Source organism: Achromobacter sp. SLBN-14 (assembly GCF_006715415.1).
Taxonomy (GTDB): domain Bacteria; phylum Pseudomonadota; class Gammaproteobacteria; order Burkholderiales; family Burkholderiaceae_B; genus Achromobacter; species Achromobacter mucicolens.
In genome coordinates this window covers 5,181,017-5,206,818 of the sequence record NZ_VFNE01000001.1, presented here as the reverse complement: position 1 = coordinate 5,206,818, position 25,802 = coordinate 5,181,017, and the positions used below count along the sequence as shown (strand labels likewise).

The following is a 25,802-nucleotide window of genomic DNA, read 5'->3' as shown; positions in this document are numbered from 1 at the left end:
TCAGTCGATCTTGATGTTGGCCCGTTGCGCGACTTCGCGCATGATGGGCAGTTCCTTCTGGATCAGCGCCTCGCCTTCCGCGGCGCTGGCGAAGGCGGCCTCAAAGCCTTGCGCCTCCAGGCTCTTGACCACTTCGGGCGATTCCACCGTGGCCTTGAGCGCCTGCTCCAGACGCGTCTTCACGTCGGCGGGCAATCCGCGCGGCGCGGCGACCATCAGCCACGTGTCCATCGCGACCGAGGGATAGCCCTGTTCGGCGAACGTGGGCACGTCGGGCAGGAAGGCCGAACGCTTGGGACTGGACACCGCCAGCACACGGACCTTGCCCTGCTTGCTTTGCGGCAACGCTGCGGCCACGGTATCGACCGAGAAAGGAATCTGGCCGCCGATCAGGTCGGTCATCGCGGGCGCGCTGCCCTTGTACGGCACGTGCGTCATTTTCAGCTTGGCGGCGGAGATGAACGCCTCGCCCACGAAATGCGCGGTCGTGCCCGTGCCGAACGAGCCGTACGGCGGCTGGTCATGCGCCGGGTCCTTCACGTACGCGACGAACTCCTTCAGGTCCTTGACCGGCACCTTGGGGTTGGCCAGCAGGGCCAGGCCGGTGCGGCCGACGATGCCGATGGGCTCGAAACTCTTGACCGGGTCATACGGCAGGTTGGCCTGGATGGCCGGATTGACCGTGAAGGTCGTGCCCGAGCTCACCAGCAGCGTATAGCCGTCGGGCGCGGCCTTGGCCACGTAGCTCGCGCCGATCACCGTGCCCGCGCCGGCGCGGTTTTCCACCACGACCGTGCGTCCCAGTTCCTGTCCCAGCTTCTGGGCCACCACGCGCCCCAGCACGTCCGTGGCGCCCCCCGGCGGAAACGGGACGATCATCGTGAGCGGACGCGAGGGATAGGCGTCCTGGGCCACGGCGGGCGCGGCCGCGCCGAGGGTGCTGGCAAAAGCGAGACTGACTGCAAGAAACGAGGTTTTCATGGCGGTGCTCGATGGTAGGTGGTGGAGATGCGGCGCGTCTGCCGGCGCCTAGTTGCCGGCCGTGAGCGAACGCCCACGGCTCAGGAATCGGTCATATTCTTCGTCGGGCACGAACAGCCCGCCCGTCGTCCAGGCCAGATGCGTGGCCTGCGGCAGGTGCGCCTGCAGGCCCTGCGCCCGCAGCCACGCCCGGCCGGCATCGGTGCCGCACAGATGGCGGGGGCCGCTGAAACCCGCGGCGGCAGACGGTTCGATGCGCAGGCCTTCGCTGTCCTTTACGCGCGCCAGGTCTGCGTACAAGGTGTCGTCTTCCACGGTGTAGACCCCGCGCAGTTGCGCGCCCACGGCCGCGTAGGCCAATTCGGAGGCCGTCGGCACCGCCAGGCCGTCGGCCTCGGTCACGTTGGTCAGACCCACGTCGTACACCGATGCGGACGCCGGCGCGCCCGGCAGCTCGCCGCGGCCCGCCATCATTCGCACCAGGAAGCACGGCGACTGCACCGGCTCGGCAAAGAAGCAATGCACGTGGGGGCCGAAAAGCTGCGTCAGGCCGAACGCGATGCCGCCCGGCGCCCCGCCCACGCCGCAAGGCAGGTAGACAAAGAGCGGATGCTCGGCATCCACACGCACGCCGGCTTCGCCCAATTGCACGCGCAAGTGCAGCGCGGCGGCGGCGTAGCCCATGAACAGGGACGCCGACCGCTCGTCGTCCACGAAATAACCGAACGGATCCGCTTCGACCTGCGCCCGGCCCGCGGCCACGGCCTTTTCGTAGTCGCCCGCGTGCTCGACGACCTCGACCCCGCGCGCGCGCAGCCGCGCCTTTTTCCATTCCTTCGCGTCGGCCGACATATGCACCGCCGAGCGGAATCCCAGCGCCGACGCGATCACGCCGATCGACAAGCCCAGGTTGCCCGTGGACCCCACGGCGACCTGATAACGGCCGAACACGGCGCGGGCCTCGGGGCCGGCCAGCTTGCGGTAGTCGTCGCCCTGGCGCAGCACACCCTCACGCATGGCCAAGGATTCGGCAAATTCCAGCACCTCGTGGATCCCGCCCCGCGCCTTGATCGACCCGGCCACCGGCAGCGCGTGGTCTGCCTTGATCCACAACCGGCCCGCGTCCTGCGGCAGGCCCATGGCCGCCTGCATGGCGGCGGCGGGCAACAGCGGCGACTCGATCACGCCGCCCGTTGCGGCCAGCTCGGGAAACAATTCCGCCAAGAGCGGCGCAAACCGCGCAAAGCGCTCTTGCGCGGACAGCACCTGGTCCATCAGGAAGTGCGCGCCCGGCCCAGCAGCCGCACGCGTTTCAGGGCCGGTCCACAGCACCGGCTTTGCTTGACGGAGCGAATCCAGAACGGGGGATTTGGAGGGAGCGTCGGATTGAAACATGGCTGTGCTAGCGAATGAGAGCGCAAGGAATGCCCACATCCTAGAGGCGGCCGACGCTTTGCAGCAATATCAATGGTTAGAATTCTTCTTTGCGCTTTCCGCAAACCTTGGATCCGACCATGAACCCTCGCGTCCTGCAGGAGATTTCCCTGCGCTATTTCCTGGAAGTCGTGCGCACCGGCTCGGTCAGCGAAGCCGCCGCCCGCCTTGATGTCGCCCCGTCGGCCGTCAGCCGGCAGATTGCCCGCGTCGAACGCGAACTGGGCACGCTGCTGTTCGAGCGCCGTGCGCGCGGCATGGTTCCGAACGCCGCCGGCGAACTGCTGGCCGCGCACGCCAAGCGCATGCAGCAGGACGTGGAGCGCGTGGCGGGCGACATCCTGGCGCTGCGCGGGCTGCGCCAGGGTCATGTGCGCATCGTCAGCACCGAGGGCTATGCGTCGGAATTCGTCCCGGCCGCCATCGCGGCGTTCCGGCAGCACTACGCCGGTATCCGGTTTTCGCTGGATGTCTGCTCGCAGCAGGAGATTCCCCAGCGCATCCGGGACGGCTCGGCGGACATCGGCGTCACGCTCAGCCTGACGTCTCAACGCGATATCCGCGTGGAAGCGCGCGTGCCCGCGCCGGTGCGCGCGATCCTTTCGGCTGGCCATCCGCTGGCCGACCGCCGCGAGTTGGCGCTGGCGCAATTGGTGGCGTATCCGCTTGCACTGCCTACGCCTGATTCCACGCTGCGCCAGCTGATCGACATCAGCTGCAGCCGCCAGCAGTTGCACTGCGAGCCGGCGTTCACCAGCCGCAGCATCGACGCGCTGGTCGGCTTTGCCAGCGCGGGCGGCGGGGTCGCCTTCTGCGGCGAACTGGCGATCCGCAACCGCCTGGCGTGGGGAAAAATCGTCGCCGTGCCCCTGCGCGACCGCGAGATGAACGAGCGCCACTTCGAGGTGCAGACGTTGGCCGGGCGCATCATGCCGGAAGCCGCCAAGGCCTTCATTGCCAGCATTGCCGAGGCCGCGCGGGCGGCGTCGGGGCCGATCGGCCCCGCCTAGGCGCGCCTGCGATCAGTACTGGTAGCGCATCGTCAGCATCGCGCTGCGGCCCGCGGCCCACGCGCCCTGGCTGTAGAAGCCGATCTGGCTGTAGTACTTGCGGTCGAACACGTTGTTCACGTTCAGTTGCGCCGACAGATTGCGGTTGAAACGGTAGCGCGCCATGAGGTTGGTCACGGCATAGCTGCCCTGCCCCACGCGCTCGTCGCCGTTGGGGCCGCTGGCGATGGTGTAAACGTGGCTTTGCCAGTTCACGCCCCCGCCCACCGTCAGGCGGTTCCAGTCACCCGGCAGTTGGTAGGTCGTGAAGACGCGCACCAGGCTGCGCGGCTGGTCGGTCTGGATCGCGTTGCCGTCGCCATCGCGCGCGGTCCAGTGCGACCACCCGGCCGCCACGTTCCAGCCCGGCGTCACTTCGCCCGACAGCTCCAGGTCGAACCCGCGGCTGCGCGTGCCTTGCGCCGCCGTGTACGCCTGGTTGGTCGTGCCCGGCACCATCTGACCGGGATCCGCCTGCGCCACGTTGTCCTGGTCGATCTGGAAGACGGCGGCGCTGGCATTCAAGCGGCCGTCCAGCCATTCGCCCTTGATGCCGGCTTCATACGACTTGCCTTCCAGCGGGTCCAGCCAGTTGCCGTTGCGGTCCTGATAGGTCTGCGGATTGAAGATGCCGGTATAGCTGACGTACGCCGTGTAGGTGTCATTGATGTCGTACAGCAGGCCGGCGTATGGCGTGAAGTCGTTCTTGTCGAATTCGGTGCGCCCTTCGCCGCCAAACCCGACCGAATTGGTCTTCCAGGTGCTGTAGCGGCCGCCCACGATCAGCTTGAGCGGGTCGGCCAGGTTCAGGCGCAGCGCGCCGTACCAGCCGGTCTGCGTGGTGGTGTAGCGGTTGGCAATGATCGAATCGTTCCAGCCGGGTTCAGGATACGAGCCGTCCCAGTCCAGGAAATTGCCCACGGCGGCAGCGCCGATGGCAGACCGGTAGTTGAAGTCGCCCTTCTGCCGGTTGAAGCTTGCACCCACCACGGCCTCGTGGCGGCGGCCAAACAGCGTGAACGGGCCGTTTGCCTTCAGGTCCAGCGCGTTCTGCTTGCGATCGCCCAGATACCAGGCCGGCGAGGCGCCCATGCCCAGTCCGGTTTCCCGGTCCGGCCAGCCGTACAGGTACAAGAGCTTGCCGTCCATTTCATTCTTGGAATACGAGCCCACGGCCTGCACGCGCCAGTCGTTGTCGAAGCGGTGCTCCAGGCTGGCAAACGCGCCCTGCGTGGTGCTGCCCCACGAGGACCAGCGCGCGCCGGTGTTCAGCGACCGGCGCCAATCGGTGCGCCCGCCGTCCGCATACCAGAGCGGAAAGCCGCCCCACGTGCTGCCCTTTGGCTCGTTGTCCTGGTAGTTGTAGCCCACGCTGAGCGTCGTGCGCGAGGTCAGGTCGGCGTCCACCACGCCGTAGAAAACCTTCTTCTTGTTCTGGTAGTAGTCCAGGAACGAATGGTTGTCCTGGTACGCCGCCACGATGCGGCCGCGCACGCTGCCCTCGGCATTGAGCGGCGTGGACAGGTCAGCCGTGGCGCGATAGGTGTCCCACGTGCCCACGCCCGCGCTCAGGTCCGCCTTGAACTCGCGGCTGTCGGCGTGCTTGCGCACCAGGTTGATCGAGGCCGACGGATTGCCCGCGCCCGTCATCAGGCCCGTGGCGCCGCGCACGACTTCCACGCGGTCGTAGATGATCGGGTCGACGGACGACTCGCCTGCCGCATAGCCCACGTCGAACGCCGTGGGCACGCCGTCGTACATGTAGTTGGTGATGCTGAAGCCGCGCGAATTGAAGGTGTAGCGCTCGCTATCGAAGTTCTGCACCGAAATGCCGGGCGTGCTGGCCATCACGTCCGCCAGCGACCGCATGTCCTCGTCGTCCATGCGCTGGCGCGTCATGACGGTGACCGACTGGGGCGTCTCGCGCAGCGACAGCGACAGCCCGGTGCTGGCCGCCGTGGCGCGCGGCGTGTAGGAACCGGTTCCCTCGGTCGTGTTCGCGTTGGCGGTGTCGCCCACCACCTGCACCGACGGCAGCGTGGCGACAGCGGCCTCCTGCGCGACCGCGCCTGCCGAGGCCAACGCCAGAAAAACCATCGCCGACGTGCGGCGCAGCACAAAACGAGGGTGAACGAGGGGGCCGCGCGCGACGCGTCTCTGATCTTGCATTGTGGCTTCCTACCGAATTGGAATAAAAGTGACAAATCGGCACGAAGTTTAAATGCAAATACTTCTCATATCCACTAATGTTGTACTTTTCCCATTGTCCAGGGTCAACTGGACGCTTTTGCGGGGCGCTGCACCGCCCGCACCTTGCCGCTCTCGCCGCCTCCGCAATAAAACGTGCCGCCGCCGTCGGATTCCAGTCCTGACACGCCCACGCCCGCCGGCATCTCCACGGTCTCCAGCACTTGCCCTGTGCGCGGTTCCAGGCGCCGCAGCTCGCTTTCTTCCGCTTCCCAGGTGCCATGCCACAGCTCGCCGTCCACCCACGTCACGCCTGTCACGTAGCGGTTTGAATCAATCGTGCGCAGCACCTTGCCGGTGCCGGGATCGACCTGATGAATCTTGCGGTCGCGGTAGGCGCCGACCCACAGACTGCCTTCGGCCCACGCCATGCCGGACACGCAGTCGCCGCCCGGCGCGGGGATCGTGGACAGGACTTCCCCGCTCGAGGGGTCCACCTTCTGGATGTGGCCATCGGCAATCTGATAGAGATAGGTGCCGTCGAAGGCCGTGCCCGCGTTGGCCGTGATGTCGAGCGCGCGGGAGGTCTGTCCGGTCACGGGGTCCATGGCGACGAGGCGGTCGCCCGTGGCAAACCACACCTGTTCGCCGTCGTAGGTCAGCCCGTGGACCGCATCGACACCGGGGAACGGACCATATTCACGCAGGATTTCGGCTTGGGATCGTTTCATGTCGGCTTCCTTTTGTAGGGGGTCCGTTCATGCTAATGGCCCGGCAGAATCACCGGAAGTAACAAGCTTGTCGTGAATCCCGGCACGGGCGGCAGCATCCAGCGCCGCGCGCGCCCCTTGCCGAAGGCCTGCACCTTGCCGGCCGCGGCCAGCGTCTCAAGCGCGCGCTGCACGGTGCGCTGGCTGGACCCGATGACTAGCGCCAGCGCCGAACTCGACCAGCCCTCGCCGTCGGCCAGAAAGGCGAGCAGCGCGCCCGCCTCCGGATCCGATTCCTCGCCCGCGGGCGCCAGCAGCGCCACGTCGCTCGCCACACGGGGCTTGAGCGCGTAGCCGTGCCGGGTGGCCTGCACGCCGGCCAGTGGGCCGATCACGGCACGCAGACGGCCCATTTCGACACGCAGGCGCGCGCGGTGCGTGTCGTCGAAATAGCGCGTGCGAAAGGCCTGGGCGATGAGCGCCTCACGCGTCGCCTCGCCGGGCCAGTTTTGCGCCAGCGCCCGCAACAGCGCAAACAGCACGGGGCGGCCGGCCAGCGCGATGGTCCCATGCGCTGCGCGCACGGCGTGCCGGCAGGCATCCACGACCAGCGCCCCGGACGCGAGCAACGCCTCGACCTCGTCCAGCGACAGGTTTCTTTCGCCGTCGGGTGCGATGCGCCGCGCCGCCGGCGCGTCCAGCGCCCGTTCGGCGTGTTCCACTTCCGCCATCAGCGCCGGGATTCTTGCCTGGCCGGCGCACTGCGCCGCGCGCGTGAGTGCGGCCCGGCCTGCCGCAGCCTGCTGGCGCCGGATGGCGATGCCCGCGACGATGAGTTCATGAATGGCCCGCGACGCCCACGGCAACGCGGCCACGTCCAATCCGGCAAGCGTGCGCTCGGCTTCGTCAAGACGCCCCAGCAGCAACTGGCGGCGGGCCGCCAGGTGACCGGCATGCGCGGCATTGACCACATCGCCGTGCGCCTGCAGCGTGGCGCGCGCGGCATCCAGCGCTTTCTCGCCATTGCCCAGGTCACGCGAAGCCAGCGCGATTTCGGCCCCGGCGACGACGCAGCGGGCCCGCGCCACGGCCTGCCGCGGCCCAAAAGCATGGGCGGCGCCTTGCAGCAAGCTACGCGCGCGCGCCAGATCGCCCAGCTGCGCCATGGCGATGCCGCGCAAGGCCAGCGCGGGCGCGTCGCTACGCAGCGCCACGTGGTTCAACGCACCCAGCGGGTCGCCCGCCGCCAGCGCGCGCGCCGCAGCCGAGATCAGAAAGTCCATGGAAAGTGCGCCACGCCTTGCCCCATTGTTCTGGCCAGGACACAAATCTACACCGTCGCGCCGCGCGGTTATTGCGGGGACGACACCGGCATGGGGGAACCGCCGGGCGAAATCAGGAGCGGATAGGGATTGAGCGCCCCGCCCCCGGCATAGATGCCGTAGTGCAAATGCGGCGGCGTGCCTTTGGCGTTGCCCGTATTGCCGACAAAGCCCAGCACGTCGCCCGGCGCAACAAGCTGGCCGCGGCGGATATCCGCATAGCCGTCCAGGTGCGCGTAATAGTGCATCTGCCGGCCCGGGCCCATCACCCAGACCACCTGGCCGCCCAGCGTGTTCTCGCCGATGCGCGTAACCACGCCTTCGGTTGCCGACAGCACCGGCGTGCCGCGCTTGGCGAAGATGTCGATGCCCTGATGCGTGCGCCCGCCCGACCGCGCGGCGCCCCAGGTGTCGGCCAGCCGCCGGGGCGCGACGCCCTGCACGGGTACGGGCAACGACAGCGGCGCGTCCTGCCAGGAAAGCCGCGCCATGTGCCAGGGTGCGCGCGCCGCTTCGGGCAGGCGCGGCCAGGCCCAAACCGCCAAGGCGGCCAGCGCGGCAAGCATGAGGAGTCGTCGGGTAAATCGCCAGGGGGTGCGGGCATCCATGCAGGGTTCGACGGACGGGCGGGCCGAGGGTTCCTGCCCGCCGGGTGGCGACACAGTGTTGCGGCAGCGGCGACGCGCCGGCCATGATGCGGCCCCATTTTTTGCTTTGTCCCCGGTCCGGGCGTCCCGACAGGCCCTCCGGGGCCGTCGCAGCGTGTAAACTCCCCCCTTTTTGACTCTGGTGGTATGTTGCAAGCCCCCCAGCGCACAGGTTTAAGCGGCCCGACGCTCATTCGCTTGCTGACTCGCCTGACGGACGCGGAAGTCCAGCAGTCCAGGCAGTCGCTATCCGACCATCTGAGCCAATGGCTTGGCTGGACGGACGCGATCGCCCTGTCGGCGGCGCTCAATACCGCTCCGCCCGTGATTGCGCCCGGCGCCCGCATGTTCAGCAGCGCCGAAGAACGCGAATGCGTGCGGGTGCGCACCACGCTTGCCGACGCCATCGCCAGCGACACGGCGGCCACGGCCGCCAAGCGGGTTGCCCCGGCTCGGACGCCCGCCAAGAATCTGGCGGCCGTCCTGACCGAGGATGAGTTCGATTATTCGAGCTTTCGCCAGCGGTATCTGTCGTTGCAGCACACGATGGAAACCAGCATTGGCAACCTGCGCAGCCGGCTGCGCGGAATGGTGGCCGCCCGCAACGGGGAATGGACGCGTCTGGCCGTCGTGGACGCGATCATGGACCGCGCGCTGCTGCCCAAGGAGCGGGCCCTGCTGGGCGCAATCCCGAAACTGCTGCAGGCGCACTTCGACCGCCTGCGCAAGGCCGAGGAAGCGGCGCTGGCGCAGGCTGCGGAGCAGGCCCTGGCTGAACCGGGCGCGCCGGCCGATGCGGCGGCCAACGTGCAAGGCGATACCGAGGCGCCCGCCGTTGACGCCGCGCAGGCCGGGACGTCGCCGCCCGCCCCGGCCATTACCGCCGGCGCGTGGCTGGACACGTTCCGTGCCGACATGCGCGCCGTTCTGCTGGCCGAATTGGATGTTCGTTTACAACCGGTCGAAGGGCTGCTCGCCGCCCTTCGCACCAGCTAATTAGGACACTATGTCCAAGAATCTGATCAATATCGTGGTTTTCCTGGCCGGACTGGCCGTTGTGGGCTGGATCGGCGCGGGTTACGCGGGTACGAACCCGCTGGCGCTGGCCGTGACGCTGCTGATCGGCGTCTGTTACCTGGCGGGCGCGCTTGAACTGCTGCGCTACCAGCAGGCAACGTCGTCGCTGACGCGCGCCGTATCGGACCTGAACGAAGCGCCGGGCAGCCTCGGCGCCTGGCTGGACAAGCTTCCGGCCGGACTGCGCAACGCCGTGCGCCTGCGCATCGAAGGCGAGCGCGTGGGCCTGCCCGGCCCGTCGCTCACGCCATATCTGGTGGGCCTGCTGGTCCTTCTGGGCATGCTGGGCACTTTTCTTGGCATGGTCGTCACGCTGCGCGGCACTGGCCTTGCGCTTGAAAGCTCGACCGATCTGGCCGCGATCCGCGCGTCGCTGGCCGCCCCCGTCAAGGGCCTGGGCTTTGCCTTCGGCACCTCGATCGCCGGCGTTGCCGCGTCCGCCATGCTGGGCCTGTTGGCCGCGCTTTCTCGGCGCGACCGTGTCCACGCGGCGCAGCTTCTCGATACCAGGACCGCGACCACGCTGCGCGTGTACTCGCAAGGCTACCAGCGCGAAGAATCCTTCAAGCTGCTCCAGCGCCAGGCCGAGATCATGCAGCGGCAGGCCGAAGCCATGCCCGCCATCGTCGGCCAGCTGGAATCCATGATGAAGAGCATGGAACAGCAGAACCAGGCGCTAAACGAACGCCAGATCGCCAGCCAGACCGCCTTTCAGGGCAAGGCCGAAGCCGCCTACGCCCGGCTGGCGTCCGTCATGGAACAGTCCATGAAAGACAGCGTGGCGCAAAGCGCGCGCTCTGCCGGCGAGGCCCTGCAGCCTGTCGTGCAGGCCACGATGGACAGCCTGTCCCGCGAAACCGCCACCCTGCAGGACACCGTCACCCAAGCCGTGCGCCAGCAGCTCGAAGGCCTGACGGCAGGCCTGCAAGCCGCAACGACGGACGTCGCCGGCATCTGGAGCCAGGCGGTCGCTGGCCAGCAACGCGCCAGCGAGGCCATGGCCCAAGACCTGCGGGCATCGCTCGACCGCTTCGCCCAGACCTTCGAACAACGCTCGGCCAGCCTGCTGGACAGCGTGTCGGCACGTCTGGAGGCGTCGTCGGGCGACATGTCGCAAGCCTGGACCGAAGCGCTGTCGCGCCAGCAGCAGGCCGGCGAAAAACTGGCCGGCGACAACCTGCAGGCGCTCACCGCCGCGGCCGCCAGCTTCGAGCAGCATTCGGCGTCGCTCTTGCGCACCCTGAACGCGTCGCACGCCGCGCTGCAAACCGACCTTGCCTCGCGCGACCAGCAGCGCCTGGCCGCCTGGACCGAGACGCTGGGCGCGATGGGCGCCACGCTGCGCCAGGAATGGGAGCAGTCCGGCGCGCAGGCCGCCGTCCGCCAGCAGGAAATCAACGACACCCTGGCGCAGACCGTGCGCGACGTTGCCGAACAAGCCGCCGCGCAGGCTGCCCTGCTCGAAGGCGTGTCGGCCCGCATGGAGGCCGCCGCCAACGGCGTGTCGGACCAATGGACCCGCGCGCTTGCCCGCCAGGAAGAAGCCAGCAGCAAGCTGGCCGCCGGCAACCAGGCCGCGCTGGAAGCCGCCACGGCGGCATTCGAGCAACACGCCGCATCGCTCCTGCGCACGCTGGACCAGTCGCACACCGAATTGCAGGCTGCCCTGGCCGCGCGCGACGAAGAACGCCTTGCTGCGTGGAGCGGCACGCTGGGGGCCATGACCGCCAAGCTGGGCCAGGACTGGGAACAAGCCGGCGCGAACACCGTCGCCCGCCAGCAGGAAATCAACGACGCGCTCGCCCAGACCGCGCGCGGCATCGCCGGCCAGACCGAAGCGCAAGCCCGGCTGCTGCAAGACGTGTCGACCCGCCTGGAAACGGCGGCCGGCAGCGTCACGCAGGCCTGGACGGACGCCCAGACCCGCCAGGAAGACCTGGGCAAACAACTGGCCGCCGACAACCAGCGCGCCCTCGAAACGGCGGCGGCCGCCTTCGGCCAGCATGCCGACGCGCTGCTGCGCACGCTGGACCAGTCGCACGCCGACCTGCAGGCCGCGCTGGCTTCGCGCGACGAAGAACGCCTGACCGCCTGGACCGGCTCGCTGACGGCGATGGCCGCCAAGCTGGGCGAAGAATGGGAACAGGCCGGCACGCAGGCCGCCCTGCGCCAGCTGGAAATCAGCGACGCGCTCAGCCAGACCGCCCGCGACATCACCGCCCAGACGCAGCAACAGGCCGCGCTTCTGGAAACCGTGTCGTCTCGTCTGGAGACGGCCGCCGGCGGCGTCACGCAAGCCTGGCTAGACGCGCAGACCCGCCAGGAAACCGTCGGCAAGCAACTAGCCGACGACAACCGCGACGCGCTGCAAACCGCGTCTGCCGCCTTCGGCGCGCATTCGGCCGAGCTGCTGCAGACGCTGGAACAATCGCACACCGCCCTGCAAGCGGCACTGGCCGCCAACGACGAGGAACGCCTGGCCGCCTGGACGGCCAAGCTGGCGGACATGGCCAATGCGCTGCGCACCGAATGGCAGCAGGCGGGCGCGCAGGCGGCCGGCCTGCAACAAGAGATCTGCGACACCCTCAGCCTCACTGCGCAGGACATCACCGCGCAAACGCAGGCCCACGCCAGCGAAACCATCGCCGAGATCGGCCGTCTGGTCCAGGCCGCGTCCGAGGCGCCGCGCGCCGCCGCCGAAGTCATCGGCGAACTGCGCCAGAAGCTGTCGGACAGCATGGTGCGCGACAACGACATGCTCGAAGAGCGCAACCGCCTGCTCGAGACGCTCGGCACGCTGCTGGACGCCGTCAACCACACCGCGGCCGAGCAGCGCACGGCCGTCGATGCCCTGGTGGCGTCGTCGGCAGACATGCTGGAGCGCGTGGGCGCGCAGTTCACCGACAAGGTCGAGTCCGAAACCGGCAAGCTGACCGAAGTCGCCTCGCTGGTCACCAGCAGCGCGGTCGAGGTCGCCAGCCTGGGCGAATCCTTCGGCGCCGCCGTGCAGGCCTTCGGCGAATCGAACGACAAGCTCACGGCGCACCTGCAACGCATCGAAGCGGCGCTGGACAAATCCATCGCGCGCGGCGACGAGCAACTGTCGTACTACGTGGCGCAGGCCCGTGAGGTCGTCGACCTGAGCCTCATGTCGCAAAAGCAGATCATCGAGAACCTGCAGCAGCTCGCCGCCCAGCGCGCCACGGCCGGAGCGGAAACGGCATGAGCGAGGATATCGACGGCGGCGTGGAGCCGACGGCGCCGGCCTGGGCCGTCTTTGGCGACCTGATGTCGGTGTTGCTGGGCGCCTTCGTCCTCATCCTGGTCAGCGTCGTCGCGGTGCAGTTGCAGTTGTCGACGCAGCTTGAGGAAGAGGTCAAGCAGCGCCAGGAAGAGACGCAGCGCCGCGAGACGCTGGAACAGGCGCTGGCCGGCCCGCTTGCCGCTGGCCGCGTGACGCTCGTGAACGGCCGCATCGGCATCAGCGGCAGCGTGCTCTTCGCCCTGAACTCCGATCAGCTTCAACCCGAAGGCCGCGAGATCCTGAAAAGCCTGATCGAACCGCTGTCCGCCTACCTGAAGACCCACAACGAAATCCTGATGGTCAGCGGCTTCACTGACGACCAGCAGGTGCGCGAGGGCAACCGGCGCTTTGCCGACAACTGGGATCTTTCCGCGCAGCGCGCCCTCACCGTGACGCGCGCGCTCATCGACGAAGGCGTACCGTCGTCAATGGTCTTTGCCGCGGCCTTCGGCGCCGAGCAGCCGGTCGCGTCCAACGCGGACGAGGAAGGCCGCGCCAAGAACCGGCGCGTCGAAATCACGCCCATCCCCAAACCCTCGAACGAAGCGGGTAAGCCCGGTGAGCAGTGACGGCAGCCGCGAGGCGGTCCTGGACCCGCGCGCCGTGCTGGACGGCTGGCGCGCCAGCGGCGCCGACCGCGCCGACCCGCTGCGTTTTCATCTGATCGACGCGCTGGCACGGCGCGCGGCCGCGTATGACGGCCTCGCCCGCGAGCGGCTGGATGGGCGGCTGGCCGAACTGATCCAGGCGTACGAATCGGCTCTGACGAACGCGGGCGCCGCCGAGGACTTCCCTGCCCCACCGCCTGCCCCCGAACACGGCCCCCTCGCCGGCCTGGTCGCCTACCTGGACAACCCCGGTGCACCGGGCCAACCGCAGGCTGCGGACGCGCAAGCCGACCGCGCGTGCGCCGAGCGGTTCGACCCGCTGGGCCTGCGCGCCGCCTATCCCGAGCTGCCGCTCCTCGACGAATTCCAGACGCTCTGGTCCCGCTTCAGCGCCGACCGCCAGGTTCGCCAGTCGCAGGAACAGGTCCACAAGAACGCCGGCCCGCTCAACTCCAATCAGCTCGTGCACCGCGCGCTCTCCCTGATGCGCGAAATGTCGCCCGGTTACCTGCAGCAGTTCCTGTCATACACGGACGCGCTGATGTGGATGGAGCAAATGACCGCGGCGGCCGCCCCGGCGCCCAAGGAAGCGCCCCGTGCCGGCGCCGCCAAAAAGTCCGCGCGCAGTAAGCCCCGCAAGCCAGCCAAGGAAAGCAAGGAATCCGCCTGAGGCCGATTTGCACGCGGCGGCTCGGCGCAGTACGATACGTTCCATATACGAAACATATACGGATTACATCCACCATGGGTATCGTCAAAATTTCCGAGCAGATGCACGAGAACCTGCGCGTCGCCAGCGGCGCCCTCAGCCGCTCCATCAATTCCCAGGCCGAACACTGGATGCGCATCGGCATGCTTTCCGAGCTCTATCCCGAACTGCGCCATGCCGACATCTGCCAATTGCTGATCCGCATCGACCAGGCCGAAGGCTTCACCATCGCCTCCCTCTCGCAAGGGTTGCCGCAACCCGCGCAGCAGGAGGCCGCATAAATGGCCAAGAAAGTTTCCATCAAATCGCCCGCCGACATCGAAATGGCCCGCAAGGCGGGCGCCATGGCGGCCGAAGTGCTGCACATGATCGGCGAACACGTTCGCCCCGGCGTCACCACCGACGAGCTTGACCGCGTCTGTCACGACTACATCGTCAACGTGCTGAAAGCCACGCCCGCCAACGTGGGCTACCACGGCTTTCCCAAGACCATCTGCGCGTCGGTCAATCACGTGATCTGCCACGGCATTCCGTCGGCCAAGGTGCTCAAGAACGGCGACATCCTGAACATCGACGTCGCGGTCATCAAGGACGGCTGGTTCGGCGACACCAGCCGCATGTACTACGTCGGCCAGCCCAGCCCCCTGGCGCGCCGCCTGGTCAACACCACCTATGAAGCCATGCGCGCCGGCATCATGGCCGTCAAGCCCGGCGCCACGCTGGGCGACATCGGCCACGCCATCCAGACCGTCGCGCACCGCGAGCACTTCAGCATCGTGCGCGAATACTGTGGCCACGGCATTGGCCAGATCTACCACGACGATCCGCAGGTGCTGCACTATGGCCGGCCTGGAGAAGGCCTGGTGCTGCAGCCCGGCATGATGTTCACGATCGAACCCATGATCAATGCCGGCAAGCCGCAGACCAAGCAACTGCCCGACGGCTGGACCGTCGTCACCAAGGACCGCTCGCTGTCCGCCCAATGGGAACACATGGTCGTCGTCACCGAGACCGGCTACGACGTGCTGACCACCTGGCCCGACGGCTTCGGCGACTACCCGCCCATTCCCTGACCGAAGCGCGTCCTTGCCGCAGCGCAAGGACCGGAGTGCGGGGCCGCAAGGGTACGATCAACATCGTGCCCTTGCCGTTTGCGCGGCGCCCGCCGCTCCCTTCCCATGCCCGCCCTGCCCTCCGCCTTCCGCCGCCTTGCGGCGTCGAACCTTGCCGCGCAATTCTCCGAGCAGATCGCGCTGGCGGCTGCGCCCTTGTATGCCGTGCTGACGCTGGGCGCCACCGCGGCGCAGACCGGCTATCTGCAGACCGCGCAAACGCTGCCGTTCCTGTTGCTTTCCCTGCCCGCCGGTGTGCTGGCCGACCGGATGTCGCGCCGAACCCTCATGACTGGCGCCGAGTGCGTGCGCGCGGCAAGCCTGATTGCACTGCTGACGCTTTTGTGGACGGGCGGCCTCAGCCTGCAATGGCTGGCGGCGCTGGGCTTTGCCGGGGCGGTGGGCACTGTCGCCTACAACGTCGCGGCCCCCGCGTTGGTGCCCAAGCTGGTTCCACCTGCCGAACTGTCCAACGCGAACCGCTGGCTGGAGCTGGCGCGCAGCGCCGCCTTCTCCGCCGGTCCGGCCGCGGGCGGCGCACTGGTCGGGTGGATGGGCGCATCCACCGCTTACGTGCTTGCCACCACCCTGTCGCTGCTGGCCGCCGTGTTTCTTGCCGGCCTGCCGCAAGATGCGCCCAAGCCCGCCATGCGGCGCCATCCGCTGACCGAACTGCGCGAAGGTGCGGCATTCGTCGCCACACATCCCTTGTTGCGCCCGGTTCTCTTGACCGCCCTCTTCTTCAATACCGCGTGGTTTGTCCTGCTGGCCATCTACGTTGCCTACGCCGTGGATCGGCTGGGCTTGTCGGCCGCGGGCGTCGGCATCACGCTGGGCATCTACGGCGCGGGGATGCTGGCCGGCGCGCTGGCGGCACCGTGGCTCGCGCGCCGGCTGTCGTTCGGCGCGATGATCGGCGCGGGACCGCTATCCGCGTTGCTGGCCAGCATCATCCTGCTGACGACGCTGGCCTTTCCATCGGGCGCATGGGCGGCCGTGGGCTTCTTCCTGTTCGGCGCAGGGCCCATCCTGTGGACCATCACCACGACCACCCTGCGCCAATCGGTCACGCCCAACGCCTTGCTGGGCCGTGTGTCATCCGTCATCGTGACGGCCAACTTCGGCGCGCGGCCCATTGGAGCCCTGATCGGCGCCACCCTGGCTGCGAAGTTCGGCGTAGAAGCCTGCCTCTGGGTATCGACCGCCGGCTTCTTCATCCAGTTCGCCGTGCTGTTCACGTCGCCGGTGCTGCGGGTGGAAAGGCAGCCAGAATTGGTTCCTGCGCAACCCGCTATCAAGGCCAAGCAATCCCGCTGACGAATGCCGTGGCTCGCGAGACGACATCGCCGCATCCGCGGCCCATCGTGATCACATGCTCACGGTCTGCCAGCAGCTGCAAGTGCACATTCGTGTTGCGCGCCGTTTTCGCGATCTCGAACGCGCCGGATACGGTCGCGACGTCGTCGTGCCGTGCATGGATGACGAGGCACGGCGCTCGCACCATGTCCATCCGGCGCAGTACCGCGGCCGCCAGCTTACGCATCTGGCCCAGCGCCCCCCACGGCGTGCCCGGCAAGCCCGCGCGGCGCTGCCGTCCCGGCAGCGCGCGATGCCGGGCGATGCCCAGCACACGCAACACCGGCAGCAGGAAGGCCCTGCTTGCCCGGCGCGGACCCGCACGGCCGTCATGACGGAGCACGGGCGATAACGCCAGGACGCCAGCGACGTGGAACGGCCGTTCCTGCGCCAGCGCAAGGGCCAGCACGGCGCCCGTGGCGATTCCGCCGACGACGACGCGATCGGTCCGGCTGGCCAGCATATCTGCCCCCCGGCGCACGCTGGCCAGCCAATCCATCCACCCTGCGCCGGCCAATTCTTGCCGCGACCCGCAATGGCCCGCCAGCTTGACCGCCATCACGCTGTAGCCCTGTTCATTCAGGCCGCGCGCCAGTTCGTGCATTTCCCAGGGCGCGCCGCCCAGGCGGTGGATCAGCAGGATTCCCGTGCGCGCGCGCTCGCCCTTGCCCACAAGCAACTGCTCGCCGGCCTGGGGCGCCAACGGCGGCAGTGGGCCATCGCATGCCGTCGCCGTCCCGATGACGGACGTCGCGCACGGGTCCGGACGCGCCGCCACCTTGCAGACCCTGTCGATCGTGGTCAAGCCGACGCTCCCCCGCGCTGATAGCGTTCGGGCGGCAAGCGTGCGCCCACGGCCACGCGATACGCCTCGAGCGTGCGGAACATCTTTTCTCCCAGGCGCAGATGCGCATCTGCGAACGCCCGCGCGTTGGCCACAATGGCCTGGGCATGCCAAGGCCGGTTCCGGATCTGCAGGATGCAATCGGCATACGCCGCGACGTCACCGGGCGCGGCAAGCCAGCCGGTACGGCCCGGCACGACGATCTCCGGCAGGCCACCCACATTGCTGGCAACGACGGGCCGCTCTCCGGCGAAGGACTCGGGCACGATGCGCGACCAGGCTTCGGTCGCGGACGGAACCAGCACCACGTCCGCGGCGCGGATCATGTCGGGCACGTCCGTCCGATGACCTGCAAACACGACATGCTCCGCGATGCCCAGATCCACGGCCAGGCGGTACAGCGAATATGCATACGGTTGTGTGCGCGCGGTTGCCATGCCCACGACCAGGGCCACCGCGGGCACCCCTTGGATGCGCAGGCGTTGCACCACGTGAAGCAGATCGGCCTGGCCTTTCTCCGGGCGCAGCATCCCCACGGTGGCGATGACGTAAGACGCCTTGGGCGCCGGTATCCCCAAGCCGCGACGGATCCGCAGGACGGCATCCGTCGCGTCACCGGACTGAAAGAACGCGTCGCCGGCCCACTCCCCGACCACGCTGATCCGGTCCGCCGGCACCAGCCGGGCCGCCAGCAGTTCTTGTTTGCCGACGTCGCTGGTGGCGATGACGTGGTCGCAGCCGAGCTTCCATTCCAGCCGGCGGCGCAGGGACGAACGCATGGGCTTGGCAAAATGACGCGTGCGCACGACCGCGCACAGATCCCGGCACAGCGCGGCCGTCTTGGCGTCTGCGCGGCTATGGCTATCGATGACCTGGATGCGCATTGCCTGGACGGCCCGGCGCAGCGCCAGGACGGTCCTGGGCGAGTAGGCAGGGTTGAAGTCAATATCCACGGTCGTCAGCTTGCGCTCGCGCGCGGCGTGACTCACGGCGCTGCCCGAGGGCGACGCAATGGCGACTTCGTAGCCGTGAAGGTGCAGCCAGCTCGCCTGCTCCAGCGTGCGGAATTCCAATCCGCCCAGACTGCGCTCAGCCAGCGTGTGCAGTATGCGCATGATGATCCAATACATTCAGACAGGCCGCCAGCACTTCGCCGGGCGTGATCGAATTGATGCCGCTTGGCGGATGCCGCGGCACCACGAACGCCGAACCGCGCCGGCGCCAGAACCACTCGGGATTCGCTTCGTTGAAAACGCCCACATACGGCACGCAAGCGCCTTGCGCGATGTGCGAAGGGCCGCAATCGTTGGCCACCACCAGCCGCGCGCGCAGCATGATGGCGCTCAGCTCGGCGATGGGCCGGCAATAGGCAATGGAGAAGTCGGGCCGCTGCATCGCGCGCAGGGCATCCCGCTCCGCGGCTTCCTGCTGGCCCAGCACAAAGAGAAAGCGGGTGCCGGCGCCCAGCAGCGGTTTCAGCCTGTCGGCCAGCCGCAGGTAGTTCGACAGGCTCCAGCGCTTGAAGTCGCCGGCGCCGCCCCCGGGAATCATCACCACGTCGCCGCCCAACGGCACGCGCAGGTGCGGACGCGCCAGCGTATAGAAACAGGCGCGAGTCGCCCCTTCCAGGTCGAATGGCCGGTACGACGCCAGCAAGCGCAGATTGGCCTGGCCGATGTATTCGGTGATGTCCTTGCGATGGCAATGCGTCCAGGCCACGTCGCTGAAGCGGGCATTGCGAAAGCCCAACCGGATCGCCGGGCGGCGCAGCAGATTGACCACGCCGAATCGCTCGCTGCTGTGATGCAGGCTGACGGACATGCGGGTCTCGGATTTCAGGCTGCGCAGGTAATCGATGAATGTCGAGGCACGCACGAACTCGTCGACCCACGGCAGCGCCCGGTAGAAATTGCCCACGTCGTCACGGGCGACCACCTTCAGCCGGCGCGATGGCCACCATGTCTTGAGCTGATACAGCGTTGGCATGGCGACGATCTGGTCGCCCAGCTGCGGCTGGCTTCTGACATACACAACGATCTCCGACACCTGCAGCCTCCGTATTGACGGCCAGTTGGCCGATGGCCGGCAATGTATCGGGAGCCGTCAGGCAAATTTCCCGGATCTCTTTAACAATTGTGAAGAAGCATTAAGCGGCCCGGCATACCACTGCACAACGCCGGCGGCCGCGCGCGGCGGGCGGGTCAGATCAGGCCGCGTGCCAGCGAATCACGAAGCGGGCGCCGCCCAGCGGGCTCTCGGACACCAGCGCCTCGCCGTTGTGCCATCGCGCCACGCGGCGCACAATCGCCAGGCCCAGCCCGGTACCGCCAGTGCCGCGCGCTCGGCTTTCGTCGAGCCGGATGAAGGGATCGAACACGCGCTCGCGATCGGCGGGCGGCACGCCCGGCCCGTCGTCGTCCACCGTCAGCACGTACTGCCGTGGCGCGGGGCTGGCAAGTCCGACCTGCACCTGCCCGCCGGCGTGGCGGATGGCGTTCTGCAGCAGATTGAGCAAGGCGCGCGTCATGTAGCGCGGGTGCAGCCGCACGTCGCCTGCATCGCAGTGCGTCACCACGCACTGCACCCCCGACAAGTCGGCCTCGAACGACGCATGCTGCACGACGGAATCGAGCCACCCGCGGGCGTCCTGGGCTTGAAGCGGAATGTCGTCGCTCTTGTGTTCCAGGCGGGCGTACATCAGCAATTCCGACGCCATGCTGTCCAGCTCGGCGACATCGTTCTTCATGTCTTCGACCAGTCGCCGGCGCGCGGCGGGATCGGCCTCTTGCTCGATCATGTCCAGTTCGAACGACAAGCGGGCGATGGGCGTGCGCAGTTCGTGCGATACCGCGTTGGTCAGTTCGCGCTGATTGCTGATCAGCGCGCTGATGCGTTCGGACATCTGGTTGAAGGTGTCGCCCAGCCCACGGATGCTGGAAAACCGCGACAGCTGGGCGCGCACCCGCAGGTCGCCCTGCCCCATCCGCTGCGCGGCGGTCTTCAGCGCCTCCAGGTCGCGCCAGACCGGCAGCGCCCACACCAGCATGAAGGCGCACAACAGCACGCCCAGGGCAGCGTAGATCGCGACGATCACCCACGTGCCGACGAGCGGCTCGGGCGGCAGCTTGACCATCAGCCACTGTGCCCCCGGGCCCGGTATTGCCGCCACGAAGCTCATCAGGTTGTCGCGCAGGAAGAACCCGCCCGCGTCGATGGTGCGCCGTTCATCGCCGGTCAGCGCGAAATCGGCCGCGTTGTAGTCGGCCGGCTCCAGCACCTGCAACGCCAGCCCGTAATGCGGCGCCAGCGTGTTGCGCACGTAGTCGGGGCGCGCGTCCGGCGGCACGTGGGCCAGCTCCTGCTTCAGGCTATGCAACTGGCCTCGGACGGCTTCGCGCGTGTAATTGGCCGTCTCCGACTCAAAAAGATAGTTTGCCGCCCGGTCGACGACTTCGTTGGACAGCACGAAGCCAATGGCCAGCACCACGAAGATGCGCAGGACGAACTTAAGCATCGTCCAGCTCGTGACCCTTGGGCGAGAACAGGTAGCCCTTGCCCCAGATGGTCTTGATGCGGGCCGGATCCCGCGGATCGTCATCGAGCTTGCGGCGCAATTTGCTGATGCACACATCCACGGTGCGATCCAGCCCATTGAATTCGATGCCGCGCACCGCGTTCAGCAGATCGTCGCGCGTCAACACCTGCCCAGCCTGGCTGGCAAGCGCCCAGAGCATTTCGAATTCCAGTGTCGTCAGGTCGACCTCGACCCCGGACTGCATCACCGCGCGCGTCTGGCGGTCGATGGACAGCGCGCCGAAATCCAGGCGTTCAGGCTGCAGCTCGGTCTGGTTGTGGCGCCGCATCAAGGCGCGGATCCGCGCCAGCAGGACGCGCGGTTCCACGGGCTTGATGACGTAATCGTCCGCGCCGGACTCCAGGCCCAGGATGTGATCCAGGTCGTCTTCGCGCGCCGTCAGCATCAGGATCGGCGCAGTCGAGAACGCACGCAGGTCGCGGCAGACCTGCAAGCCGTCGCGGCCCGGCAGCATCAGGTCCAGGATGGTGATGGCCGGCTCGTGGCGGCGAAACGCATCCACCGCGTGATCGCCCCGATAAGCCTGGGCAACATTGAAACCGTGCTGTTCCAGAAACTGCGCGATCAGGCGCGCCAGCTTCGTATCGTCTTCGACTAACAGGGCCTTGGTCATGGTGGGCAGACAGAGGTTCATGCACCGTCACAGTGCAATGGCGCGGCAAGCATACACCGAAGCCCGCCCTCTGCCGCGCGCGCGATGCGGGCTCCTCAGCGATACCGGCGCAGTCGGACACGTGTGGTTTGCTGGGATCCTGTTCTGGCTGCGCATCGGCCGATCTGTATCTGGCGGTGGCCCTTGCCGCCCGCTAGACTGCGGCGATCCTGAACTTCCGAACGCCCCGCCGGGCTGGCTGCCATGCTGAAAATTCTGGGTAAGGCCTCGTCCATCAACGTGCGCAAAGTGCTGTGGACCTGCGCCGAACTGAACCTGCCCTTCGATCGCGAAGACTGGGGCAGCGGTTTCCGGCCGACGTCCGATCCGCAATTTTTGGCGCGCAATCCGAATGCGATGGTGCCGGTGATTCAGGATGGCGACTTCGTGCTGTGGGAGTCCAACACCATCATCCGCTATCTGGCGGGCCAGTATGACGGGCGGCATCTTTATCCGGCCGAGCCCAAGGCGCGGTCCCGGGTGGATCAGTGGATGGATTGGCAGGCAACGGACCTGAACCGGTCCTGGAGCTACGCGTTCATGGCGTTGGCCCGGCAGTCGCCCGCGCACCAGGACGCCGCTGCCATCGAGGCGTCGTGCAAGGAATGGGCGCGATTCATGGGAATCCTGGATCAACGCCTGGCCGGCACCCGGGCGTACGTGGCGGGCGACACCTTCACGTTGGCCGACATTCCCGTTGGGCTGTCCGTGAACCGGTGGTTCCGGACGCCTTTCGGTAAGCCCGCGCTGCCATCGGTGGCGGCCTATTACGACCGCCTGGCCGAGCGCGACGGCTACCGGCAATACGGCCGCAACGGGACGGCCTGAGAACGGAACGCGACCGGCGCCGTCATCCTTCCTACTTCACGACGCCGCAAACCAGGCGTCCGCCCCCGCCGCCCAGCGGCTCGGGCTTATCGCTGTAGTTGTCGCCGCCCGCGTGGATCATCAGCGCGCGCCCCTTCACGTCGGCCAGTTTCAAGTGCGGGGCAAGCACCGTCTTCGTCGCGCTGCCGTCCGACGCAACGGTAAGGAACGGCAGGTCGCCCTGGTGCCCGTCGGTCGCCATCGGTCCCTTGTGGGCCTTGGTGCCCTTCGGGTCCAGATGGCCGCCCGCGCCACCGCCCGGCGCGGTCTTGCCATTCACCATGCCCGGCTCGCAGGAGCCTTTCTCGTGGACGTGGAAACCCCGCTCGCCCGGCGGCAGGCCTTTGAGGTGCGGCGTAAACTGCAGCCCCTCCTTGGTGTCTTTCAAGGTGATGGTGCCGGCGCTCTTGCCCACGCCTTCTGGCGTCAGGAACGACATCGAGACGTCTTCGGCCAGCGCCGCGCCGGACGCGCCCGCCAAAGCCAGCGCCGTGACAAGCATCGAGAATTTCTTCATGAATTGCCTCCTGGAAAGATGCCCGCGAACTGCGGGCGGCCAACGGAGCGAGACGCGCGCCTCGCGCGATGGGTGGCGCCAATGAAGATAGCACCGGCGCCGGGCGGTCCGCCAGCAAACTTCATTCCTGATACAAGGTTTGACACGGCGTAGGACACCGCGCCGTTTATCCGTTCACCAGCAGGATCACCGCGTGCAGCAGCACGCCGATCAGCCCCCCGACCAGCGTGCCGTTAAAGCGGATGTATTGCAGGTCGCGCCCCACGCTGAGCTCAAGTTCATCGACCAGATGGCGCTCGTCCCAATTCTTGACGGTGCGTGAAATGTGCTCGGTGACGCCCACGCGCAGCCGGCCGGTCAGCCGCCGCGCGCCGCCCAGGATGTGGTTGTTGATGGCCTCGCGTAGCCGCGGGTCTTCGCCCAGCTTGCGGGCCAGCGCCAGCAGCGCGCTTTCCAGGTGCGCGGCCAGCGCGGAGTGTTCGTCCGCCAGGTCGCGCCGCAGCGCCGCATGGATGTCGTCCCACAGACCCTGGACGTACTCCTGGACCTTGGGATGGTCGATGGCCCGCTGCTTCAGCGCTTCGACCTGGCCGGCCAGGGCGGGATCCGTCTTCAGGCGTTCGATGTAGTTCATCACCCAGGCCTCGTAGTCCCGGCGCACCGGATGATCGGGCTGGGACAGCACATCGCGCAGCTCTTCGACCAGCGCGCGCGCCAGACGGTCGGCCAGGTTGTCGGCAATGTTGTCGACGGACTTGACCACGTCGACGGCGGCGATGATGCGCGGCCATTCCTTGCGGGCGAACTTCACGAGCAGCGTCGACGCCCGTTCCTTGACGTCTTCCTCGGCCAGATAGCCGCCCAGGCGTTCCAGCGCGGCGTCCAGCAATTCCTGGTGCCGCCCGTCGCGGGTCAAGAGGCCCAGGACCTCGCCCGCCGTGGCGGCCGCGTCCCAGCGGCGCAGATTGCTGACCACGAACTCCTGGATGACGCCCCGCACGGCGCGGTCATCCAGCAGGTCCAGCGTTTGCAACGCCACCCGGCGCGCGCCGTCGCTCAGGGCACGGGCCTGGGCGGGCCGCGCCAGCCAGCGGCTGAGCCGCGCGGCGGGGTCAAAGACGCGCAGCTTTTCGATCAGGGTATCGGGGTCCAGGAAGTGATCGCGCACGAACACCGCCAGGCTGTCGCCGATACGGTCCTTATTGCTGGGGATGATGGCGGTGTGCGGAATGGGCAGGCCCATGGGCCGCCGGAACAGCGCGACGACGGCGAACCAGTCGGCCAGCGCGCCCACGGTGGCGGCCTCGCAAAAGGCGCGCACCCATGCCCACGCGCCCTGCCCGCCCATGACGTGGCTGGTGATGAAGCCGCTGACCATGGCCACCAGCAGCGCCAGCGCCGCGATCTTCATGCGGCGCAATTGCGTGCGCCGCGCATCCAGGGATGGCGCGGCGCGCACGCCGGAGAGCCGGTCGGAACGGAAAGTGTCGGTCATGGAGAATCCGGTGATTCGAGGTGCAAGCATACCAATCGCACGCCGCCCGGCCATTGCGGCCGGGCCTGCCCGCAAGGCCTACTCGCTCAGGAACTCGGACAATGCCTCCAGCCCTTCGATGTGGTCGGAAACCACCTTTGCGATGAACGCAATGGGCAGCGACAGCAGCGTGCCCCAGATGCCCCACAGCCACGTGAAGAGAAGCAGCACGATGAACACGGCGACGGCGTTCATGCGGGCGATCCGCCCCGACATCCAGGTGGTGACGAGCACGCCGATCAAGAGCGCGATCGCAACCGAACTCATCGAGATCGCCAGCGCCGGGCCAAGTTCTCCGAACTGGATCAGGCCGGCAATGCCCGTGCCGACCGCCGTCATCAGCGGACCGAAGTACGGAATGATGTGCAGCGCACCGGCCACCACCGCCCACGTCGCGGCGTTTTCCAGCCCAAGCCAGCGGAACGCCACCCACGACAGCAGACCCAGCGCCACGTTGGTCACCAGCATCATCGCCATGTACATGTGGATGGAGTTGTTGATCTGGTCCAGCATGTGCACGCTGATCTTCTTCTGCGACAGCGTATTGCCGGCCATCTTCACGAACTTGCGCTTGAACGCGTTGCCCGACAGCAGCAGGAAAAAGACCAGGAACACGCACATGGTCGCCTGCCCCACGAAGGTCGCCAGGCCTTTCGAGCCCCACAACAAGATGTCGCTCAGGCCCGCATCCGGTTTCGCGACGACCACCCGCCCGCCTGCCTTGGGCGCGCCGGATTCCTGCAGGATGCTTGCTGCGTTGCGCAATTTTTCAAGAAACGACCCGTCCCCGCTCAACAGGCCGCCCAGCGTACGGGACAGCTTGCTCGATATCTCGGGCAGCGCATTGATGATGCCGGTGACCTGGTCCTGCGTGAAATAGATCACACAGCCAATTCCGACCGCGATGGCGCCCATGACGACCACCGTGCCCAGCGACCGGGGCACGCGGTACCTTTCAAGCATTGCCACCACGGGGTCCAGGGTGTAGGCGACCACGATCGCCATCACCACCGGCACGATGAATTCTTGCGCAGCCTTCAGGCCGAACAGCACCGCCAGCACCGTCAGCGTCACGAGGCAAAAGCCGCTGACGCGCACGAGCGGCGTCGGCGCGGGCGGCTTGATAAGGCCAGCGTCCTGGGCCGTGACCTTTTCTTCTGGCGGTTCGGGTTTATCGTCGGCCGGCGGGGCCGTCACCGGCTCCGGGCCCTGCCTCGGCGTCGAGGTGTCCACTGGCGTCGCGCTGTCCATCATTCCCCTCACATCCAATTTGCGAAGGCCTTCAGCAAGTCTCGTG

The 25,802-nt window shown here is 67.7% G+C and carries 23 protein-coding genes; 9 read left to right on the top strand and 14 right to left on the bottom strand.

Going from position 1 to position 25,802, the window contains the following annotated elements:
* Both FBY20_RS23860 and FBY20_RS23855 read right to left on the bottom strand, forming a co-directional pair.
* A complete protein-coding gene (locus FBY20_RS23860; protein ID WP_062840986.1) occupies positions 1-981 on the bottom strand; it encodes a tripartite tricarboxylate transporter substrate binding protein in 981 nt (326 codons plus the stop codon).
* Between the two features lie 48 nt (positions 982-1,029).
* Positions 1,030-2,376, bottom strand: coding sequence for a D-serine ammonia-lyase (locus tag FBY20_RS23855; RefSeq protein WP_142054960.1), 1,347 nt, complete (start codon positions 2,374-2,376; stop codon positions 1,030-1,032).
* A gap of 119 nt (positions 2,377-2,495) precedes the next feature.
* On the opposite strand from FBY20_RS23855, the gene FBY20_RS23850 reads away from it, so the two are divergent.
* Positions 2,496-3,425 (top strand): LysR family transcriptional regulator, encoded by a 930-nt coding sequence (locus tag FBY20_RS23850; RefSeq protein ID WP_142054958.1) that lies wholly within the window; start codon positions 2,496-2,498, stop codon positions 3,423-3,425.
* A gap of 12 nt (positions 3,426-3,437) precedes the next feature.
* Here FBY20_RS23850 and fhuE read toward each other — a convergent pair whose 3' ends face one another.
* From fhuE to FBY20_RS23830, 4 genes are all read right to left on the bottom strand, one after another.
* Positions 3,438-5,633 carry a ferric-rhodotorulic acid/ferric-coprogen receptor FhuE gene (gene fhuE, locus FBY20_RS23845; RefSeq protein WP_142054956.1) on the bottom strand — a complete coding sequence of 732 codons (2,196 nt, stop codon included), beginning with the start codon at positions 5,631-5,633 and terminating at the stop codon, positions 3,438-3,440.
* A gap of 104 nt (positions 5,634-5,737) precedes the next feature.
* On the bottom strand, positions 5,738-6,382 hold the full coding sequence (locus FBY20_RS23840) for a glutamine cyclotransferase (RefSeq protein ID WP_142054954.1): 645 nt from the start codon (positions 6,380-6,382) through the stop codon (positions 5,738-5,740).
* A gap of 32 nt (positions 6,383-6,414) precedes the next feature.
* Positions 6,415-7,644 carry a helix-turn-helix domain-containing protein gene (locus FBY20_RS23835; protein ID WP_142054953.1) on the bottom strand — a complete coding sequence of 410 codons (1,230 nt, stop codon included), beginning with the start codon at positions 7,642-7,644 and terminating at the stop codon, positions 6,415-6,417.
* A 68-nt stretch (positions 7,645-7,712) separates the two neighbouring features.
* Positions 7,713-8,291, bottom strand: coding sequence for a M23 family metallopeptidase (locus tag FBY20_RS23830; RefSeq protein ID WP_081101038.1), 579 nt, complete (start codon positions 8,289-8,291; stop codon positions 7,713-7,715).
* A gap of 186 nt (positions 8,292-8,477) precedes the next feature.
* Between FBY20_RS23830 and FBY20_RS23825 the strand changes: the two genes are divergently transcribed.
* From FBY20_RS23825 to FBY20_RS23795, 7 genes are all read left to right on the top strand, one after another.
* Positions 8,478-9,326: a DUF3348 domain-containing protein gene (locus FBY20_RS23825; protein WP_142054951.1), complete on the top strand. Its 849-nt coding sequence runs from the start codon at positions 8,478-8,480 to the stop codon at positions 9,324-9,326.
* A 10-nt stretch (positions 9,327-9,336) separates the two neighbouring features.
* On the top strand, positions 9,337-12,633 hold the full coding sequence (locus FBY20_RS23820) for a DUF802 domain-containing protein (RefSeq protein ID WP_142054949.1): 3,297 nt from the start codon (positions 9,337-9,339) through the stop codon (positions 12,631-12,633).
* A complete protein-coding gene (locus FBY20_RS23815) occupies positions 12,630-13,280 on the top strand; it encodes an OmpA family protein (RefSeq protein WP_056318218.1) in 651 nt (216 codons plus the stop codon). The genes FBY20_RS23820 and FBY20_RS23815 overlap by 4 nt, the downstream gene beginning before the upstream one ends.
* Entirely contained in the window at positions 13,270-13,989 is a 720-nt protein-coding gene (locus FBY20_RS23810) for a DUF2894 domain-containing protein (protein WP_142054947.1), read from the top strand. The genes FBY20_RS23815 and FBY20_RS23810 overlap by 11 nt, the downstream gene beginning before the upstream one ends.
* A gap of 74 nt (positions 13,990-14,063) precedes the next feature.
* Positions 14,064-14,309 carry a ParD-like family protein gene (locus FBY20_RS23805; RefSeq protein ID WP_056318213.1) on the top strand — a complete coding sequence of 82 codons (246 nt, stop codon included), beginning with the start codon at positions 14,064-14,066 and terminating at the stop codon, positions 14,307-14,309.
* Positions 14,310-15,101 carry a type I methionyl aminopeptidase gene (gene map, locus FBY20_RS23800; RefSeq protein ID WP_142054945.1) on the top strand — a complete coding sequence of 264 codons (792 nt, stop codon included), beginning with the start codon at positions 14,310-14,312 and terminating at the stop codon, positions 15,099-15,101.
* Positions 15,102-15,206: 105 nt separating this feature from the next.
* Positions 15,207-16,457, top strand: coding sequence for an MFS transporter (locus FBY20_RS23795; RefSeq protein WP_142054943.1), 1,251 nt, complete (start codon positions 15,207-15,209; stop codon positions 16,455-16,457).
* On the opposite strand, the gene FBY20_RS23790 is transcribed toward FBY20_RS23795, so the two are convergent.
* From FBY20_RS23790 to FBY20_RS23770, 5 genes are all read right to left on the bottom strand, one after another.
* A complete protein-coding gene (locus FBY20_RS23790) occupies positions 16,435-17,301 on the bottom strand; it encodes a carboxylesterase (protein ID WP_160144433.1) in 867 nt (288 codons plus the stop codon). The genes FBY20_RS23795 and FBY20_RS23790 overlap by 23 nt on opposite strands.
* Positions 17,298-18,455: a glycosyltransferase family 4 protein gene (locus tag FBY20_RS23785; RefSeq protein WP_142054939.1), complete on the bottom strand. Its 1,158-nt coding sequence runs from the start codon at positions 18,453-18,455 to the stop codon at positions 17,298-17,300. Before FBY20_RS23785 ends, FBY20_RS23790 begins: the two co-directional genes overlap by 4 nt.
* Entirely contained in the window at positions 18,430-19,386 is a 957-nt protein-coding gene (locus FBY20_RS23780) for a glycosyltransferase family 9 protein (RefSeq protein ID WP_056318206.1), read from the bottom strand. Before FBY20_RS23780 ends, FBY20_RS23785 begins: the two co-directional genes overlap by 26 nt.
* Positions 19,387-19,546: 160 nt before the next feature.
* On the bottom strand, positions 19,547-20,854 hold the full coding sequence (locus FBY20_RS23775; RefSeq protein ID WP_142054938.1) for an ATP-binding protein: 1,308 nt from the start codon (positions 20,852-20,854) through the stop codon (positions 19,547-19,549).
* On the bottom strand, positions 20,847-21,548 hold the full coding sequence (locus FBY20_RS23770; RefSeq protein ID WP_056318199.1) for a response regulator: 702 nt from the start codon (positions 21,546-21,548) through the stop codon (positions 20,847-20,849). The genes FBY20_RS23775 and FBY20_RS23770 overlap by 8 nt, the downstream gene beginning before the upstream one ends.
* Before the next feature lie 243 nt (positions 21,549-21,791).
* Here FBY20_RS23770 and FBY20_RS23765 point away from each other — a divergent pair, with 243 nt between their 5' ends.
* On the top strand, positions 21,792-22,415 hold the full coding sequence (locus FBY20_RS23765; RefSeq protein WP_142054936.1) for a glutathione S-transferase family protein: 624 nt from the start codon (positions 21,792-21,794) through the stop codon (positions 22,413-22,415).
* 31 nt (positions 22,416-22,446) lie between these two features.
* On the opposite strand, the gene sodC is transcribed toward FBY20_RS23765, so the two are convergent.
* The 3 genes from sodC to FBY20_RS23750 all read right to left on the bottom strand — a co-directional run bounded on the left by sodC (position 22,447) and on the right by FBY20_RS23750 (position 25,759).
* Positions 22,447-22,971 carry a superoxide dismutase family protein gene (sodC, locus tag FBY20_RS23760; protein ID WP_142054934.1) on the bottom strand — a complete coding sequence of 175 codons (525 nt, stop codon included), beginning with the start codon at positions 22,969-22,971 and terminating at the stop codon, positions 22,447-22,449.
* 166 nt (positions 22,972-23,137) lie between these two features.
* Positions 23,138-24,466, bottom strand: coding sequence for a DUF445 domain-containing protein (locus tag FBY20_RS23755; RefSeq protein ID WP_062841004.1), 1,329 nt, complete (start codon positions 24,464-24,466; stop codon positions 23,138-23,140).
* A gap of 78 nt (positions 24,467-24,544) precedes the next feature.
* Positions 24,545-25,759, bottom strand: a complete 1,215-nt coding sequence (locus FBY20_RS23750; protein WP_056318187.1) for an AI-2E family transporter — start codon at positions 25,757-25,759, stop codon at positions 24,545-24,547.
* Between the last annotated feature and the right edge of the window lie 43 nt (positions 25,760-25,802).

Excerpts from the sequence above, each read along its gene's own strand:
- FBY20_RS23860 (WP_062840986.1), bottom strand. The coding sequence starts at position 981 with ATGAAAACCTCGTTTCTTGCAGTCAGTCTCGCTTTTGCCAGCACCCTC.
- FBY20_RS23855 (WP_142054960.1), bottom strand. The coding sequence starts at position 2,376 with ATGTTTCAATCCGACGCTCCCTCCAAATCCCCCGTTCTGGATTCGCTC.
- FBY20_RS23850 (WP_142054958.1), top strand. The coding sequence starts at position 2,496 with ATGAACCCTCGCGTCCTGCAGGAGATTTCCCTGCGCTATTTCCTGGAA.
- fhuE (WP_142054956.1), bottom strand. The coding sequence starts at position 5,633 with ATGCAAGATCAGAGACGCGTCGCGCGCGGCCCCCTCGTTCACCCTCGT.
- FBY20_RS23840 (WP_142054954.1), bottom strand. The coding sequence starts at position 6,382 with ATGAAACGATCCCAAGCCGAAATCCTGCGTGAATATGGTCCGTTCCCC.
- FBY20_RS23835 (WP_142054953.1), bottom strand. The coding sequence starts at position 7,644 with ATGGACTTTCTGATCTCGGCTGCGGCGCGCGCGCTGGCGGCGGGCGAC.
- FBY20_RS23830 (WP_081101038.1), bottom strand. The coding sequence starts at position 8,291 with ATGGATGCCCGCACCCCCTGGCGATTTACCCGACGACTCCTCATGCTT.
- FBY20_RS23825 (WP_142054951.1), top strand. The coding sequence starts at position 8,478 with ATGTTGCAAGCCCCCCAGCGCACAGGTTTAAGCGGCCCGACGCTCATT.
- FBY20_RS23820 (WP_142054949.1), top strand. The coding sequence starts at position 9,337 with ATGTCCAAGAATCTGATCAATATCGTGGTTTTCCTGGCCGGACTGGCC.
- FBY20_RS23815 (WP_056318218.1), top strand. The coding sequence starts at position 12,630 with ATGAGCGAGGATATCGACGGCGGCGTGGAGCCGACGGCGCCGGCCTGG.
- FBY20_RS23805 (WP_056318213.1), top strand. The coding sequence starts at position 14,064 with ATGGGTATCGTCAAAATTTCCGAGCAGATGCACGAGAACCTGCGCGTC.
- map (WP_142054945.1), top strand. The coding sequence starts at position 14,310 with ATGGCCAAGAAAGTTTCCATCAAATCGCCCGCCGACATCGAAATGGCC.
- FBY20_RS23795 (WP_142054943.1), top strand. The coding sequence starts at position 15,207 with ATGCCCGCCCTGCCCTCCGCCTTCCGCCGCCTTGCGGCGTCGAACCTT.
- FBY20_RS23785 (WP_142054939.1), bottom strand. The coding sequence starts at position 18,455 with ATGCGCATACTGCACACGCTGGCTGAGCGCAGTCTGGGCGGATTGGAA.
- FBY20_RS23775 (WP_142054938.1), bottom strand. The coding sequence starts at position 20,854 with ATGCTTAAGTTCGTCCTGCGCATCTTCGTGGTGCTGGCCATTGGCTTC.
- FBY20_RS23770 (WP_056318199.1), bottom strand. The coding sequence starts at position 21,548 with ATGACCAAGGCCCTGTTAGTCGAAGACGATACGAAGCTGGCGCGCCTG.
- FBY20_RS23765 (WP_142054936.1), top strand. The coding sequence starts at position 21,792 with ATGCTGAAAATTCTGGGTAAGGCCTCGTCCATCAACGTGCGCAAAGTG.
- sodC (WP_142054934.1), bottom strand. The coding sequence starts at position 22,971 with ATGAAGAAATTCTCGATGCTTGTCACGGCGCTGGCTTTGGCGGGCGCG.
- FBY20_RS23755 (WP_062841004.1), bottom strand. The coding sequence starts at position 24,466 with ATGACCGACACTTTCCGTTCCGACCGGCTCTCCGGCGTGCGCGCCGCG.
- FBY20_RS23750 (WP_056318187.1), bottom strand. The coding sequence starts at position 25,759 with ATGATGGACAGCGCGACGCCAGTGGACACCTCGACGCCGAGGCAGGGC.